This is a genomic window from uncultured Phyllobacterium sp., from assembly GCF_902479695.1.
GTDB classification, from domain to species: domain Bacteria; phylum Pseudomonadota; class Alphaproteobacteria; order Rhizobiales; family Rhizobiaceae; genus Phyllobacterium; species Phyllobacterium calauticae.
In genome coordinates this window covers 16275-31713 of sequence record NZ_CABSQF010000016.1, presented here as the reverse complement: position 1 = coordinate 31713, position 15439 = coordinate 16275, and the positions used below count along the sequence as shown (strand labels likewise).

The following is a 15439-nucleotide window of genomic DNA, read 5'->3' as shown; positions in this document are numbered from 1 at the left end:
GAAACGCCATGCCGGAAATCAGCGCCGCGCAGACGGTCAGCCACAATCAAAGGTAGGAATTTTCATGAGCGATATTGCCGAAACCGCACCCATTGCCGTTGCACCCGACGTTAAAACCCGACTGAAATCCATCATCGGCGGATCAGCGGGTAATCTTGTCGAATGGTATGACTGGTATGTCTATGCCGCTTTCACGCTTTATTTCGCGCCCGTCTTTTTCCCTTCCGGCAACCAGACCGCCGAGCTTCTGAGCGCCGCAGCTGTCTTCGCCGTCGGCTTCCTGATGCGCCCGATCGGTGCCTGGGTCATGGGCATCTATGCCGACCGCAAGGGTCGCAAGGCTGGCCTCACCCTGTCGGTGACGCTGATGTGCCTGGGCTCGCTGCTGATTGCCATCACACCGGGTTACGAATCGATCGGCCTTCTGGCTCCAACCCTTCTGGTCCTGGCACGCCTGTTGCAGGGCCTGAGCGTCGGCGGCGAATATGGCGCCAGCGCAACCTATCTCAGCGAAATGGCCGGCAAGAACCGTCGCGGCTTCTATTCAAGCTTCCAGTACGTGACGCTGATTTCCGGACAGCTCGTTGCCCTTGTGGTTCTGCTTATCCTGCAGCGTATCCTGACGCCGGAACAGCTTGGAGCGTGGGGCTGGCGCATTCCTTTCGCCATTGGCGGCTTCCTGGCCATCGCGGTTTTCTACATTCGTCGCGGCCTTGCCGAAACCCAGTCCTTTCACAACGCCAAGAACGATGACAAGCCGAAATCCAGCGGTTTTGCCCTGTTCCGGCACTATCCGAAAGAAGCCTTCACCGTTCTGGCGCTGACATCGGGCGGTACGCTCGCCTTCTATGCCTACACCACGTACCTGCAGAAATTCCTCGTCAACACCTCCGGTTTCAGCAAGGAATCCTCCACCGAGATCACCGCGCTTGCCCTGCTGATCTTCATGCTGTGCCAGCCGATTGCCGGGGCTCTTTCGGACAAGATCGGCCGCAAGCCGTTGATGGTCGGCTTCGGGATTCTCGGCGTTCTCTTCACCTATCCGATCTTCTCGACTTTGGCGGTCACAACCAACCCCTATACCGCTTTTGCCCTGTCGCTGGTCGGTCTGTTGATCGTGACGGGTTATACATCCATCAACGCCGTGGTGAAGGCTGAGCTTTTCCCCGCGCATATCCGGGCGCTTGGGGTTGCCCTGCCCTATGCGCTTGCCAACACGCTCTTTGGCGGCACTGCCGAATGGGTGGCGTTGAAATTCAAGGAGAAGGGCCACGAAACCTGGTTCTTCTGGTATGTCACCATCATGATCGGCCTGTCCCTGATCGTCTATATCAAGATGCGCGACAGCCGCGACCACAGCCTCATCCACGAGGATTGATCAGACAGTCGGGGGAGCAGACTATCCCGCGATCCCCGCCTTATCTCCCGTTTTCCATTCCGCCGTCACTCTGGAACCGTCATGACCACATCCGCAAAGACCACCTCCATCGATTCCGCAAAGCTCGACCGTCTGGCCGAAGTTGCCGTCAAAATCGGCCTGCAACTGCAAGCGGGGCAGGACCTCTTGATCACCGCGCCGCTGGCTGCCCTGCCGCTGGTGCGCCGCATCACCGAGCACGCCTACAAGGCGGGCGCCGGTCTGGTCACCTCCTTCTATGCGGACGAAGAAGCAACGCTGATGCGCTATCGCCACGCGCCGGCGGAGAGTTTCGACCACGCCGCCACATGGCTCTTCGAGGGAATGGCCAAGGCCTTTTCATCGAACACAGCGCGGCTTGCCATAGCCGGTGACAATCCGATGCTGCTCTCGGCGGAAGACCCGGAAAAGGTCGCCCGCGCCAACCGGGCAACCTCCAAGGCCTATCAGCCGGCACTGGAGAAAATTGCCGGTTTCGACGTCAACTGGAACATTGTTTCGTATCCGAATCCATCCTGGGCAAAGCAGGTTTTCCCGGATCTTTCCGAGGACGCAGCGGTTGTCAAATTGGCCGACGCCATCTTTGCCGCATCACGCGTTGACATTGATGATCCTGTCACCGCATGGCGGGAGCACAATGCCGTGCTTGCCAAACGCCGCGAATGGCTGAATGGCCTCAACTTCGCCTCCCTGCACTTCAAGGGCCCGGGTACCGATCTGGTTGTCGGTCTTGCCGACGAGCACCGGTGGCAGGGCGGCGCCTCGACCGCCAAGAATGGCATCACCTGCAACCCGAACATCCCGACAGAAGAGGTTTTCACCACGCCGCACGCCTCGCGTGTGGACGGCCATGTCTCCAGCACAAAGCCTCTGTCCCATCAGGGCACGCTGATTGAAGACATCTCGGTGCGTTTTGAAGGCGGCAGGATCGTCGAGGCGAAGGCTTCGCGCGGCGAAGAGGTGTTCAACAAGGTGCTGAACACCGATGACGGGGCGCGGCGTCTGGGCGAAGTGGCGCTGGTGCCGCATTCCTCGCCGATCTCTGCTTCCGGCCTTCTCTTCTTCAACACCCTGTTTGATGAAAATGCCGCGAGCCATATCGCGCTCGGCCAGTGCTATTCCAAGTGCTTCGTCAATGGCGACACGCTGTCAGCCGAAGAGGTTGCAGCACGCGGCGGCAACAAGAGCCTCATTCACATCGACTGGATGATCGGATCGGGCGAGATCGATGTGGATGGCGTCAATGCGGACGGCAGCACAGTCCCCGTCATGCGCCGGGGAGAATGGGCCTGAAAAACACCTGAAACGCATGCGTTGATGGTTACAAAATGAGCCAGTAGAACGCCTCCCGGGGTCAACCATGCCATTGGGAGGAAAATTCATGGCTCAGGACGGATTCGGAAAACGCGCGCGGCTGCTTTTTGCCAGCGCGGTGGGCACCATCATCGAATGGTATGACTTCTTTGTTTTCGCCACCTGCGCGGTGCTGGTTTTCGACAAGGCGTTTTTTCCGACCGCCGACCCGGCAATCGGCATTCTGCTCGGCCTGAGCACCTTTGCCATTGGTTTTATTGCCCGCCCGCTCGGCGGCATCATCTTCGGCGTGCTGGGCGACCGCATCGGCCGCAAGAACGCGCTTGTGGTCAGCCTCGCCATGATGGGCGGTTCAACGTTTGCCATGGGCCTGTTGCCGACCTATGCCTCGGTTGGCGTTCTTGCCCCCGCCCTGCTGGTGCTGCTGCGCATTTTCCAGGGGATTGCCGTGGGCGGCGAAGCCACCGGAGCGCTGCTCATCGTCGCCGAATCCATGCCGGGCAAGCAGCGCGGCTTCTGGACCAGTTTCCCGATGATCGGCGGCCCCGCCGCAAACGTGCTGGCCGCAGCCACGATCAGCTTCCTGACCCTACGCTTCGGTGAGCAGGCCTTTGTCGACTGGGCATGGCGCCTGCCGTTCCTGTTCTCAATCGTTCTGGTTGTCCTTGGTTTCTGGATGCGCCGCAAGGTGGAGGAATCCCCTGCCTTCATCGAGCTGGTCGAAAAGCGCAAATCCGTACCGGCCGCCCCTCTGTCGGAAGCCTTCAAGCATTTCAGCAAGCCCATGGGCCAGGTGTTTCTGGTCAAAACAGCCGAAAACACCCTGTTCTATCTGTTCACGACCTTCTTTCTCGTTCTCACCGTCCAGTTCCTTGGACTGGCGCGGTCCGTCGGCGTGGGCGCCCTGTTCTGGGGCTCGATCCTTGAAGTCATCGTCATCATGGCCGCAGCCTATGCCTCGGATCGTTTTGGCCGCAAGCCATTGATGCTGCTGGGACTGGTTGGCGGCCTTGCTGCGGGTGCCTATCTGTTCAGCCTGCCGCACGGTGCCGATCCGCGTCTGGTCCTGCAGGCAACCCTGCTCACCCTGACATTCCACGGCATTATCGTCGGCAGCATGGCCCCGTTCTTCACGGAGCTGTTTCCGACCCATGTGCGCTATTCCGCCATGTCCATCAGCTATCAGGTCGCCTCGGTGGTCGGCGGCTCTGTTGCACCGCTGATTGCAACGCTGCTCCTCAACGCAACCGGCACGCCGCATGCGGTCATCATCTACGCAGCGGTCATGGTCATACCGGGCATTATCTGCGTGCTCCTGTCGAAGGAAACGCGCGGAGCGGATCTGACGGCCATCTGAGCAAAGACCGCCACCGGAATGCCGATGGCGGTCTCTTATCTGTTGGTAATGACCGAGGTCCTGGGCCGCCAGACGAGCAGCCTGTTTTCGACCAGCGTAACCAGCCAGTCCACCAGTATGACAAAGCCCATCAGCACGAACATCCCCGCGAAAACGCCGGTGACATCGAACACGCTTTCGGCCTCGTGGATGAGGTAGCCGAGCCCGGCAGCGGATCCCAGATATTCACCCACCACCGCACCGACCACGGCAAAACCCACGGATGTGTGCAGCGACGAGAACATCCATGACAGGGCCGACGGCATGTAGACATGCCGCAGCAGCTGGCGCTCGTTCATTCCGAGCATACGGGCGTTGGAAAGAACGGCGGGACTGACTTCCTTGACGCCCTGATAGACATTGAAGAAGACGATGAAGAACACCAGCGTCACGCCCAGCGCCACCTTGGACCAGATGCCGAGCCCCAGCCACAACGCAAAGATCGGCGCGAGCACGACGCGCGGCAGGGCATTGGCCGCCTTGACATAGGGATCGAACACCGCAGCGAGCAAGGGCTTGCGGGCAAACCAGAACCCGATGATGACCCCGCCGAGCGAACCGATGATGAAGGCAAGCGCCGCCTCGGTCAGCGTGATGCCGAGGTGGTACCAGATCGATCCTTCCATGAACCACTGGATCATGCGCTTGCCGACGGCGAGAGGTTCGGCAAAGAAAAAGCTGATGGTTTTCGGGTTGCCGATGAGGGTTGTCGTCGAGGCAATGTGCCAAAACACCAAGGTGACAACCGCCACAAGCACCTGCAGGCTGATCAGTGTAAGCCTGTTCATGGCCGGACCTCTTCGGACTGCCGGTAGCCCTTCAGAACTTCCTCTTTCAAGGCATTCCAGATTTCCCGGTGCACCTCGTGGAATTGCGGCTCCGACTTGATATCGGCCATGTTGCGCGGTCGGGCCAGCGGGATCGTGTAATTGCCGATGATGCGGGATGAGGGTCCCGCCGACATGATGATTACCCGGTCGGCAAGACCGATGGCCTCATCAAGGTCGTGGGTGACGAACATCACCGCCTTGCGGTCCGCCGACCACAGATCGAGCAGGAGGTCACCCATGATCAGCCGTGTCTGGGCATCGAGCGGTCCGAACGGCTCGTCCATGAGCAATATCTTGGGATGACGGATCAGCACCTGCGCCAGCCCCACGCGCTTGCGCTGACCGCCCGACAGCATGTGCGGATAGCGGTCGGCGAAGGCCGCGAGACCCACTTTACCGAGCCAGACCCGTGCCTGCGCCAGGGCGTCGCGGCGCGGCGTGCCCGCCACTTCCAGCCCGATGGCCACATTGTCGATCGCAGTCTTCCAGGGCATCAGTGAATCCTGCTGGAAGAGATAGCCTGCATGTTTGTTCAAGCCCGACAGCGGCTTGGCAAACGTGCGGACCTGCCCCTGCGCCGGCTTGAGAAGACCCGCCGTGGCATTGAGCAGTGTCGATTTCCCGCAGCCGGTGGGGCCTACAATCGCCACGAACTCGCGGTCGCTGACCACGAGGTTCGTCTCACCGACAGCCTCATAGGTGCCGCCCCCCTGCAGGGGAAACGCAATATGGATGCCGTTGAGCTCAACGGCATTGACATCCTGGGCCTCGTTCAGGTCCCGCGTGGTCTTCCGTGCAATGATCATTGGGCCTTATGCCTCACCCCTTGATGAAACGGTCATCATAGGTCGCGGCAAGGTCAATCGTCGCATTGGCGAATTCGGGGTCGAGGATTTTCAGCGTATTGAGAACCGACTGCATGCCCTCCATGGGAAGAACCCCATCCAGCGAGTAGGTCGGCAACGAATTGGTAATGGCTTTGAGATAAAGTGGCTTGTCACCCAGCTGGTATTCAGCGGGAACGCTGTCGGCGATCTCTTCCGGCGTAGCGCTGTGCAGCCATTTCAGCGTTTTGACGAAGACACCCACCAGCGCCTTCGAGGTGTTGGGGTTCGCGTCGGCAAAGTCCTTTTTCACATAGAGAACCGCCGCCGGATTGGAGCCGCCGAACAGGGCGCGCGTGCCTTCTTCCGTACGCGTATCAATGAGGATTTTGATATCGCCGTCCGCTTCCAGCTTGGCAATGACAGGATCCAGATGCGCAATCACATCCACCTGCCCCTGCTTGATCGCAGCGACAGCGCTGGCACCACCACCAATGCCGATCAGCGGCGCATCGTTGGCCTTCAAGCCCGCCTTTACCATGGCATACTGGATGGTCAGGGCCGTCGACGAACCGGGGGCGGTGACACCAAGCTTCAGGCCGGCAAAGTCGGCGGGAGATTTGACCTTGTCGGCCAGTTCCTTGCGCACGGCAATGACGATGGCCGGGAAACGCCCGAGCTCGCACAGTGCACGAACATCCTGTCCCTTCGCCTGCATGCGGATCGTGTGCTCGTAAGCACCGGTCACCACATCGACGGAGCCGCCCACCAGCGCCTGCAGGGATTTTGCCCCGCCGCCGAAATCGTTGATCGTCACATCAAGACCGGCATCCTTGAAAAAGCCGCGGCGCTCGGCAATGGTCAGCGGGAGGTAATAGAGAAGCGGCTTTCCGCCGACACCCAGCGTCAGGCTGGTCTTTTCCAGCGCCCCGCCTGTCTGTGCCATCAGTCCCGTGTTCGATGCAGCCAGCATGGACAGGGCCGCTGCGCCCACCAGAAATTCACGCCGTTCCATTGTCTTCCTCCCGGCATCACCTCCCGTTCAGCAAGACATAGAAACGCCTTGGCGAGCCGCGTGATGTTTACTGTTTTCACATGTTTTCAAAACGCTACCACCCGGATTCCGGAAGCGCAAGGCAAGGAAATGGACGAAACACCGCAACAAAAAAACGCGCCGGATACGGGATCCGGCGCGTTGTTTTAAAGGTTAGCCGACAAGCGGAACGATCAGGCGACGAGGCGCCCCGCCGTTTCGGTCTGGGCATAGGCCTTGCCGAAACGGTTGGCGAGGAAGGCATCAAGCGCGATATCCTCCTGCTTGAGGAAGCCCTGCTGCGGCAGGTCGCCATTGGCCAGCATGTCTAGAACGGCGCAAATGGCCGATGCCGTGGTAATCTGGATACCGCTGTACAGCACGTTGCCGATATGGCCGCTATAGACCTTGTTGGCGTAGGTTTCCTGCAAGAGACGGCCCTTTTTGCGGCCGCTGACCGTGACGAAAATCACCACGACGTCCTGCATGGTCGAAGGCAGGGCGTTTTCCAGGATGTCCTTGAACACGTCGCGGCGGTCCCGCAGGCCAAGATCATTGAGCAGGGCCTTCATGATGGCGGCATGCCCGGGATAACGGATCGTGCGGTAGTTCAGCGTACGGACCTTGCCGAGCAGCGTTTCGCACAGGGTGCCAAGACCGCCCGATGTGTTGAAAGCCTCATAGGTTACGCCGTCGAGCGAGAATTCCTCGCGCTCTTCCAGCGGCGGCACTTCGGTCAGCTCACCGTCGACGATGGCTTCGCATGGCTCGCAATATTCGTTGATGACGCCGTCCGTGCTCCAGGTCAGGTTGTAGTTGAGCGCATTCGACGGGTACTGCGGCAACGCACCGACGCGCATGCGCACGCTTTCCAGCGTATCGAAGCGCTTGGCCAGATCATTGGCGACAATCGAAATGAAGCCCGGAGCCAAACCGCACTGGGGAATGAAGGCTGTCTTTGCCGTCGCCGAAAGCTGCTTGACGATGCGGGTGCTGGCAACATCCTCGGTCAGGTCGAGATAATGCACATCCGACGACGCAGCGGCTTGCGCAATCCGCGTGGTCAGGTGGAAGGGAGCGGCGCTGAGCACGGCGAATTTGCCGGCGAGAACCTTTTCAAGCGCGCCCTCTTCAGCAATCTCGATGCAACGGGTAACGACAAGCGGGGAAACATCCAGGGCATCAAGCTGTGCCTGGGCCCGGTCGACGACCGTTACGCGGTAGTCTCCGGTGTTTGCGAGCAGGTTGGCGATTGTTCCGCCGATTTTGCCTGCACCGACGATGACGATCTCTTTCATGTGATTCCCCTCAGGATTTCAGAACTTTCATTATTTTCTCACCCTTGTTCGTCGAAATGAAGTGTGTAAACTGACGATATAACACCCTATTTTTTGGCAATACGCCGTATGAGTTTGACATTATGCTGACAGATGCCGACCACGCCCTGCTTTCCCTGCTGCGCGAGAACGCCCGCGCCTCGACCGCCGACCTTGCCCGCAAGCTCGGCGTGTCGCGCACCACCGTACAAAGCCGCATCGAACGGCTGGAAAAGCGCGGCATGATTCGCGGCTACAGCGTGCTGCTTTCCCCCGAATATGAGCGGGATCTGGTCAAGGCGCATGTGCTGGTCACGGCCCTGCCGAAATTTGCCAAGCGGGTCGAAGCGGCATTGCGCGAGATTGCCTGGGTACGGACCCTGCATTCGGTCAGCGGACAGTACGACATGATTGTCATCCTGGAAGCGCCCTCCATCAGCGAACTCGATACATTGCTGGATCGGATCGGCGCGTTGGAAGGCGTGGAACGCACCATTTCGTCCATCATCCTTTCCACGCGCATCGACCGCTGAGTCATATAATCCGTCCCTCCATGGACTCCGCTTGACTCTTTGGTCGAATGGATTCCATAATAGAACATATCATGAACATTCAGAGGTAACCGTGGTGACAACCGTCGACCTTACGGCGTTGCGGCGCGACATCGCGTCTTTAAGCGAGCGGAATGCGCTGGAAGCGCAGGCGCCGCGCAGTGCCTTTGGTTTTGGCGACAGAAGCATCGACAGGGTGCTTGGCAAGGGATTGCAACGCGGCGCGCTGCATGAGGTCTTTTCGGCGGAAATGCACGATGCGGGCGCAGCAACGGGCTTCGTCATCGCCCTTGCCCTGCGCTCATCCAGCGCCCGGAGCCCTCTTATCTGGCTGGAAGAGGATTTTGCCGCGCAGGAACACGGTTTTCCCTATGCGCCGGGGTTGAAGCATCTCGGGCTTGATCCGCAGCGGCTCGTCATCGTGCGCTGTTCGTCGCCGCAGGATGTACTGAAAGCTGCGTCGGACAGCCTTGGCATCCGCGGAACGGGCGCGGTCATCATAGCGCCGTGGAGCAATCCGAAATGCCTTGACCTGACAGCCACGCGCAAATTGCTGCTGACCGCCCAGCAGACGGGTGTGCCCGCCTTCCTGCTTCGGCTCGGCGCCGTTCCAATCGACAATTCCGCCGTGACACGCTGGATGATCCGCTCGAACGCGTCACGGTCGAGCGGCGCCAGTGCGCCGGGTCATCCGGTGTTTGACGCCACCCTTATACGCAACAGGCAGGGCATGACAGGCCATTGGATCCTGCAATGGGAGAGTGACAATCATGTTTTCAGACAGATCGAACCGGTTTCTGGCGCTGTGGTTTCCACACCTGCCCACCGACCGCCTCAAACGCGAAAATCCGCAACGGGCTGAGTCCGGACAGTTCCTGATTGTCGTCGACAAGGTCGCCAACGCCTTACGCCTGACAGCCCTTGACGAACGTGCCGCCAAGGCAGGCCTGTTCAAGACCATGGCTTTGACCGATGCCCGGGCGCAGTTTGAAAACCTAGACATCGCCTTCGCCTCACCGCGCAAGGACGCCGCCCTCTTGGAGAAACTCGCTGACTGGTGCGACCGTTACACGCCACTGGTCGCACTCGACGGCCCCGATGGGCTTATGCTCGATATCACCGGCTGCGTGCATCTCTTCGGTGACGAGCATCAATTGCGCCGGGATATCCACCAGCGCCTGAGCCAGCATGGCGTGGTGGTCCGCTCGGCCATTACAGGCAATGCGGCGGCAGCCCACGCATTTGCCCGTCATTCACCGGGAGATGTGATCGAGGATTCCGCGCTCAAGGAAAAATTGCGGCGGTTGCGCCTCGTCAGCCTCGAGATCGAGGATGTTCATCTGGCCGGTCTGAAGAGGGCCGGACTGCGCACGGTCGGCGATGTCGAAGTGCTTCCCCGTGCTGCCCTTGCCGCGCGTTTCGGCGCCGGGCTGGTCGATCGCCTCGATGCCCTTTTCGGATATGCGCACCACCCGATCTCCCCCCGACGCATCGTACCCGCCTGCATGGTCGAGCGGCGCATGGCCGAACCCTTGATTGTCATGGACAGTGTTGAGCTGGTGCTGCATGCGCTGGGCGATGAACTTTTCCGGCAGCTGCAGCAGCGTGTCGAGGGCGCGCGGGAAGTCGAGGCTTCGTTTTTCCGCGTCGATGGCGAAGTCAGGCGGATCGGCATTCAGGCCGGTCGGCCGCTGACCGACACCAAAACCCTGTTCAGGCTGCTGAAGGAGCGGCTCACCACCCTCGCAGAACCGCTCGATGCCGGTTACGGCTTTGACATCATCCGTCTTGCGGCGGTGCGGGCCGAGCGAACCCAAACCATGCAAAAAAGCCTCGATAGCACTGTTCAGGAAACCGAAGAGATCGGCGGGCTGATCGACCGCCTGTCCATTCGTCTCGGCACCAGCCGGGTTCTGCGTCCGCACCCCGTCGATACGCATATTCCCGAACGCGCCGTTTCACTGGAACCGGCTGTTCACACCACCGCAAATCTGCCGGTCGAATGGGCGCCCGTTCAGCACCCGGGCGAGCCGCCCGAGCGCCCGGTCCGGCTGTTCCAGCCGCCGGAACAGATTGAAACCACGGCGGGAATTCCCGATGGCGCCCCGGCACAATTCGTCTGGCGGCGGGTCCGGCACAATATCGTCCTGGCCGAAGGGCCGGAGCGCATCGCGCCGGAATGGTGGCGGGAACATGCCGGGGCGCTGACACGGGATTATTATCGTCTCGAAGACAATCAGGGGCACCGTTTCTGGGTCTTTCGCGAAGGCCTGTACGAGCGCGGCCAGACCACCCCGCGCTGGTATCTGCATGGGCTTTTTGCCTGATGCCCGGCTACACGGAACTTGCCGTCACCAGCAATTTCTCCTTTCTCGAAGGCGCCTCGCAGCCGGAGGAATTGGTGCAGGCAGCAGCATTGCTCGGCCTTGAAGGCATAGGCATCGCCGACCGCAACACGCTTGCCGGGGTTGTCCGGGCCTACAAGGCGCATCAGGAACTGACGGAGGAGCAGGGAATAAAGCTCAACCTCTTTATCGGCTGCCGGCTGATGTTCATCGATGGCACGCCCGATCTGGTCGTCTATCCGCGCGACCGCCCGGCCTATGGGCAGCTGTGCCGCCTTTTGAGCGAGGGGAAAAAGCGGGCTGAGATCAAGGGCGAGTGCCATCTGGTGCTGGAGGATTTCCTTTTCCGCGCCAAGGATTTCCAGACGGTGGTCATGCCATCAGGACAGCCGGATGAAAATCTCGGACCTGTACTGAAAAAACTAAGCGTCGTCGCGCCGGGATGTGTCTGGCTTGGTCTTGCCATGTCTTACGAAGGCGCTGACCGGCGTCATGGCGAAAAGCTGGAGCGTATCGCCACTACAGCCGGTGTTCCGCTGCTGGCGGTCAACAATGTGCTCTACCACACCCCTTCCCGCCGCCCCCTGCAGGATGTGCTGACCTGCATCCGGGACCATGTCACCATTGATACGGCCGGGCGAAGGCTGGAGAAGAACGCAGAAAGGCATCTGAAATCACCGGAAGAAATGCAGCATCTCTTCCGGCACTTTCCCTTAGCCCTTGAGGAAATCCGCCGTTTCACCGCGCCGGTCACCTTCTCTCTTGGTGAACTGCAATACCATTATCCCGATGAACCCGTGCCGCCGGGCAAAACCCCGCAGCAGCATCTGGCTGACGAGACATGGAAGGGCGCGGCGAAACGTTATCCCGACGGCATTCCGGAAATGGTCCGCGACCTCCTGAACAAGGAACTGACACTGATCGCAACATTGGGATACGCGCCGTATTTCCTGACGGTCCACGACATTGTTACCTATGCGCAGTCGCAGAATATCCTGTGCCAGGGCCGGGGTTCGTCAGCCAATTCAGCCGTCTGCTATTGCCTGCACATCACCGCTGTCGATCCGACGAACGGCAATGCGCTGTTCGAGCGCTTTCTCTCGGCCGAGCGCAAGGAACCGCCCGATATCGATGTCGACTTCGAACACGAGCGCCGCGAGGAAATCATGCAATGGGTTTACAAGCGCTACGGCCGCGACCGTGCAGCCATCGTCGCGACGGTTATCAGCTACCGCCCGCGCAGCGCCATCCGCGATGTCGGCAAGGCCCTGGGGCTGACCGAAGATGTGACGGCTGCGCTTGCCAACACGGTCTGGGGCAGCTGGGGCTCCACCGTGGACCGGCAGCATGTGCGGCAGGCGGGTCTTGACCCCGACAACATCATGATCCGCCGTGCCGTTAAACTGGCAACGGAGTTGCTCGGTTTTCCGCGCCACCTCTCGCAGCATGTCGGCGGCTTCGTCCTGACGCGGGAGCGGCTTGATGAAACCGTTCCCATCGGCCCCGCAGCCATGGAGGACCGCTCCTTCATCGAGTGGGACAAGGACGATATCGACACGCTCCGGATCATGAAGGTCGATGTGCTGTCACTCGGCATGCTGACATGTATCCGCAAGGCTTTCGATCTCATTCATCTGCATAAGGGGGGCGAGCGCTTAGAACTTGCGACTGTCCCGCAAGGTGATCTGAAGGTGTACGATATGCTGTGCGCGGCGGACTCCCTTGGGGTGTTTCAGGTGGAAAGCCGTGCCCAGATGAACATGCTGCCGCGCCTGCGCCCGCAGAAATTTTACGACCTGGTCATCGAGGTCGCCATTGTGCGCCCGGGTCCGATTCAGGGCGATATGGTTCATCCCTACCTGCGGCGCCGCAAAGGCATCGAGAACGTCGATTACCCATCGCCGTCTCCCGAATATGGCGACAAGGATGAACTGAAAAAAGTTCTGATTAAAACATTGGGTGTTCCCCTGTTTCAGGAGCAGGCCATGCGCATTGCCATTGAAGCGGCGGGGTTCACCCCCGATGAGGCCAACAAGCTCCGCAGCGCCATGGCAACATTCCGCAACCGCGGCACCATTCACAAGATGCAGGAGCAGATGGTCGAGGGCATGGTACGCCGCGGCTATGAGCGCAGCTTTGCCGAAAACTGCTTCAACCAGATCAAGGGTTTCGGTGAATATGGTTTTCCGGAAAGCCATGCGGCAAGTTTTGCCATTCTTGTCTACATTTCCTCCTGGATCAAATACCACCATCCGGAAGTGTTTGCCGCCGCTCTCCTGAATTCGCAGCCCATGGGTTTTTATGCCCCGGCCCAGATCATCCGCGACGCGCGGGAACACGATGTCGAAGTGCGTCCTGTCGATGTCAATTTCAGCGAATGGGACAACACGCTGGAAAAGAAAAGCAGTGGAAATCCTGCCATGCGCATGGGCTTTCGGCAGGTCGACGGCTTCTCGAAAGCCTGGGCCGACGAAATTTGCGTAAAGCGGAAAAAACCCTATGCGGACATTGAAGAGGTTCGCCGTCTGACGCGGCTGGAGCGCCGCGCCTTTGTCCTGCTCGCCGATGCGGATGCGTTTCGCTCGTTAGCCATTGACCGGCGCGAAGCACTCTGGGCCGTGCGCAGATTTCCCGACAATACAACCCTGCCACTCTTCCAGATTGCCGAAACCAACGAACTTGCAGTCGAAGCGCAGACACGGTTGCCGCCTATGCAGATGGCTGAGCATGTCATTGCCGACTATGAATCCTTCCGGCTATCGCTCAAGGGACACCCCATGCAGTTTCTGCGGGGCATGCTTGGCAGTGAAGGCGTCGTGACCTGCAGACAGGCCACTGCTCTGGCCAGCAACAGGCGCGTCAAGCTTGCCGGCGTGGTCACGGTCCGCCAGAGGCCGGGCAGCGCCAAAGGTGTTGTCTTCATGACGATCGAGGATGAAACCGGCATTGCCAACATCATCGTCTGGGCGAAGACAATGGCCACCTATCGCAAGGAAGTGATGAGTTCCCGCCTCATCCTGATCGAGGGAACGGTCCAGAGCAGCGATAATGTCACGCATATCGTTGCCCGGAAACTGATTGACCGGACGGCGGATGTGTATCGGCTTTCGGAACACCTGCCGCCCTTTCCGGTATTGCATGCCGATGAAGTGGTTCATCCGGTTCCCGATCAACCGAGAGCCCGTCATCCGCGCAAGGTCCGGATTCTGCCAAAATCCCGGGATTTTCATTGAGTCGCAGCCTAGGCCCGCTTGATATCCTTGGCCAAAGCAGCCCGGTCAATGGCGGCGATCATGCAAATTTCCAGATCCCCCAAGCCATCCAGAATCTCTTCCTTCGAGATGCCGATAGCCTCCGCTGCGGCGGTGCATTTGGCGACCAGTTGTTTGGGCCTTGGATCATGATGCGCCATATCCGCCGGACGCGTGGCATGAACATTGGCTTCTATCCAGCTATTGACGAAATCAATCGCACGTTGGCTCATGCTTTCCTCCTATGTATCACCAGTCAAAACTGCTGGCAGCGGAGAAGGTTGCGAAAAAAGCAGGATATCACACCGCCTCTTCAGCCCAAACCGTGAATTTTGTCAGCACATTGGGACCAAAAATATTGGTCAATGGAACATCGGCCGCATCTCTTCCGTGCGCCACCTTGATCCGTCCGATACGGGGCTTGTTGTTGCGCGGATCGAACGCATGCCACTGTCCACCCAGATAGACTTCCATCCAGGCGCAGAAATCCATCGCCGAATGGGGCGGCGGCACACCGATATCGGTGATATAGCCCGTGCTGTAGCGCGTCGGAATATTGAGACACCGGCAAAAAGCCACGGCCAGATGGGTAAAATCCCGGCAAACGCCTCGGCCTTCCGCATAGCCCGATGCGGCGGTCCGTGTCGGATTGGAAAACGCGTAGCCGAATGTGATGTGATTATGGACGTAGTCGCAAACGGCTTGCACCCGTTGCCAACCCTCTGGCGTATTGCCGAACAGCCGCCATGCTTCTTCGCTCAAGACATCCGTCTCGCAATAGCGGCTGCCCAGGAGATAGACCAGTGTCTCCGCAGGCAAGTCCTGCACGCGGTGCTGAACAGCCTCCAGCACAACAGGATCCGGCATACCGCTATCGCGGACAATCGCATTGGTCGAACAGATGAACGGGCCGGGCGCAGCCAGGACGCGGTTGCACCAGTTGCCGAACTGGTCGTGATAACCGTCGACGCTCGAACCGAATGTCGACTGGAATGTCTCGATGCCTTCAATGTCCTCGACGCGCGAATGGTGCACGTTCAAGATGGCAATCAAGGGTGTTTCCTGAACAAAATCAAAACGCAATTCACACCCGACATTCAGTCTCATGAACACATCCCCATCAACCTATAAGAATATCGCTTTTTGAAAATCGCAGCTCAGC

The 15439-nt window shown here is 59.5% G+C and carries 13 protein-coding genes; 7 read left to right on the top strand and 6 right to left on the bottom strand.

Annotation, left to right across the window (positions count from 1 at the left end; all coding sequences use genetic code 11):
• Positions 1-64 precede the first annotated feature (64 nt).
• The 3 genes from RDL77_RS11785 to RDL77_RS11775 all read left to right on the top strand — a co-directional run bounded on the left by RDL77_RS11785 (position 65) and on the right by RDL77_RS11775 (position 4088).
• Positions 65-1378 (top strand): MFS transporter, encoded by a 1314-nt coding sequence (locus tag RDL77_RS11785; RefSeq protein WP_223613761.1) that lies wholly within the window; start codon positions 65-67, stop codon positions 1376-1378.
• A gap of 81 nt (positions 1379-1459) precedes the next feature.
• Entirely contained in the window at positions 1460-2710 is a 1251-nt protein-coding gene (locus tag RDL77_RS11780) for an aminopeptidase (RefSeq protein WP_288192940.1), read from the top strand.
• Between the two features lie 88 nt (positions 2711-2798).
• Entirely contained in the window at positions 2799-4088 is a 1290-nt protein-coding gene (locus RDL77_RS11775) for an MFS transporter (RefSeq protein WP_223613763.1), read from the top strand.
• 35 nt (positions 4089-4123) lie between these two features.
• On the opposite strand, the gene RDL77_RS11770 is transcribed toward RDL77_RS11775, so the two are convergent.
• The 4 genes from RDL77_RS11770 to RDL77_RS11755 all read right to left on the bottom strand — a co-directional run bounded on the left by RDL77_RS11770 (position 4124) and on the right by RDL77_RS11755 (position 8112).
• Positions 4124-4915, bottom strand: a complete 792-nt coding sequence (locus RDL77_RS11770) for an ABC transporter permease (RefSeq protein WP_288192939.1) — start codon at positions 4913-4915, stop codon at positions 4124-4126.
• Entirely contained in the window at positions 4912-5763 is an 852-nt protein-coding gene (locus RDL77_RS11765; RefSeq protein WP_288192938.1) for an ABC transporter ATP-binding protein, read from the bottom strand. The genes RDL77_RS11770 and RDL77_RS11765 overlap by 4 nt, the downstream gene beginning before the upstream one ends.
• Positions 5764-5776: 13 nt before the next feature.
• Complete coding sequence (locus tag RDL77_RS11760) at positions 5777-6796, bottom strand: ABC transporter substrate-binding protein (protein ID WP_288192937.1); 1020 nt, start codon at positions 6794-6796, stop codon at positions 5777-5779.
• A gap of 212 nt (positions 6797-7008) precedes the next feature.
• On the bottom strand, positions 7009-8112 hold the full coding sequence (locus RDL77_RS11755; RefSeq protein ID WP_223613767.1) for a saccharopine dehydrogenase family protein: 1104 nt from the start codon (positions 8110-8112) through the stop codon (positions 7009-7011).
• A 122-nt stretch (positions 8113-8234) separates the two neighbouring features.
• On the opposite strand from RDL77_RS11755, the gene RDL77_RS11750 reads away from it, so the two are divergent.
• The 4 genes from RDL77_RS11750 to RDL77_RS11735 all read left to right on the top strand — a co-directional run bounded on the left by RDL77_RS11750 (position 8235) and on the right by RDL77_RS11735 (position 14259).
• Positions 8235-8663 (top strand): Lrp/AsnC family transcriptional regulator, encoded by a 429-nt coding sequence (locus RDL77_RS11750; protein WP_223613768.1) that lies wholly within the window; start codon positions 8235-8237, stop codon positions 8661-8663.
• 94 nt (positions 8664-8757) lie between these two features.
• Positions 8758-9543, top strand: a complete 786-nt coding sequence (locus RDL77_RS11745; protein ID WP_223613769.1) for an ImuA family protein — start codon at positions 8758-8760, stop codon at positions 9541-9543.
• Positions 9452-11008 carry a DNA polymerase Y family protein gene (locus RDL77_RS11740; RefSeq protein WP_288192936.1) on the top strand — a complete coding sequence of 519 codons (1557 nt, stop codon included), beginning with the start codon at positions 9452-9454 and terminating at the stop codon, positions 11006-11008. The genes RDL77_RS11745 and RDL77_RS11740 overlap by 92 nt, the downstream gene beginning before the upstream one ends.
• Positions 11008-14259, top strand: a complete 3252-nt coding sequence (locus RDL77_RS11735; protein ID WP_288192935.1) for an error-prone DNA polymerase — start codon at positions 11008-11010, stop codon at positions 14257-14259. Before RDL77_RS11740 ends, RDL77_RS11735 begins: the two co-directional genes overlap by 1 nt.
• Before the next feature lie 8 nt (positions 14260-14267).
• On the opposite strand, the gene RDL77_RS11730 is transcribed toward RDL77_RS11735, so the two are convergent.
• Together RDL77_RS11730 and RDL77_RS11725 are read right to left on the bottom strand one after the other, a co-directional pair.
• Complete coding sequence (locus tag RDL77_RS11730) at positions 14268-14510, bottom strand: hypothetical protein (protein WP_288192934.1); 243 nt, start codon at positions 14508-14510, stop codon at positions 14268-14270.
• Between the two features lie 67 nt (positions 14511-14577).
• Positions 14578-15384, bottom strand: coding sequence for a transglutaminase family protein (locus RDL77_RS11725; protein WP_288192933.1), 807 nt, complete (start codon positions 15382-15384; stop codon positions 14578-14580).
• Between the last annotated feature and the right edge of the window lie 55 nt (positions 15385-15439).

Excerpts from the sequence above, each read along its gene's own strand:
- RDL77_RS11740 (WP_288192936.1), top strand. The coding sequence starts at position 9,452 with ATGTTTTCAGACAGATCGAACCGGTTTCTGGCGCTGTGGTTTCCACAC.
- RDL77_RS11725 (WP_288192933.1), bottom strand. The coding sequence starts at position 15,384 with ATGAGACTGAATGTCGGGTGTGAATTGCGTTTTGATTTTGTTCAGGAA.
- RDL77_RS11765 (WP_288192938.1), bottom strand. The coding sequence starts at position 5,763 with ATGATCATTGCACGGAAGACCACGCGGGACCTGAACGAGGCCCAGGAT.
- RDL77_RS11785 (WP_223613761.1), top strand. The coding sequence starts at position 65 with ATGAGCGATATTGCCGAAACCGCACCCATTGCCGTTGCACCCGACGTT.
- RDL77_RS11775 (WP_223613763.1), top strand. The coding sequence starts at position 2,799 with ATGGCTCAGGACGGATTCGGAAAACGCGCGCGGCTGCTTTTTGCCAGC.
- RDL77_RS11750 (WP_223613768.1), top strand. The coding sequence starts at position 8,235 with ATGCTGACAGATGCCGACCACGCCCTGCTTTCCCTGCTGCGCGAGAAC.
- RDL77_RS11755 (WP_223613767.1), bottom strand. The coding sequence starts at position 8,112 with ATGAAAGAGATCGTCATCGTCGGTGCAGGCAAAATCGGCGGAACAATC.
- RDL77_RS11780 (WP_288192940.1), top strand. The coding sequence starts at position 1,460 with ATGACCACATCCGCAAAGACCACCTCCATCGATTCCGCAAAGCTCGAC.
- RDL77_RS11730 (WP_288192934.1), bottom strand. The coding sequence starts at position 14,510 with ATGAGCCAACGTGCGATTGATTTCGTCAATAGCTGGATAGAAGCCAAT.
- RDL77_RS11735 (WP_288192935.1), top strand. The coding sequence starts at position 11,008 with ATGCCCGGCTACACGGAACTTGCCGTCACCAGCAATTTCTCCTTTCTC.
- RDL77_RS11770 (WP_288192939.1), bottom strand. The coding sequence starts at position 4,915 with ATGAACAGGCTTACACTGATCAGCCTGCAGGTGCTTGTGGCGGTTGTC.
- RDL77_RS11760 (WP_288192937.1), bottom strand. The coding sequence starts at position 6,796 with ATGGAACGGCGTGAATTTCTGGTGGGCGCAGCGGCCCTGTCCATGCTG.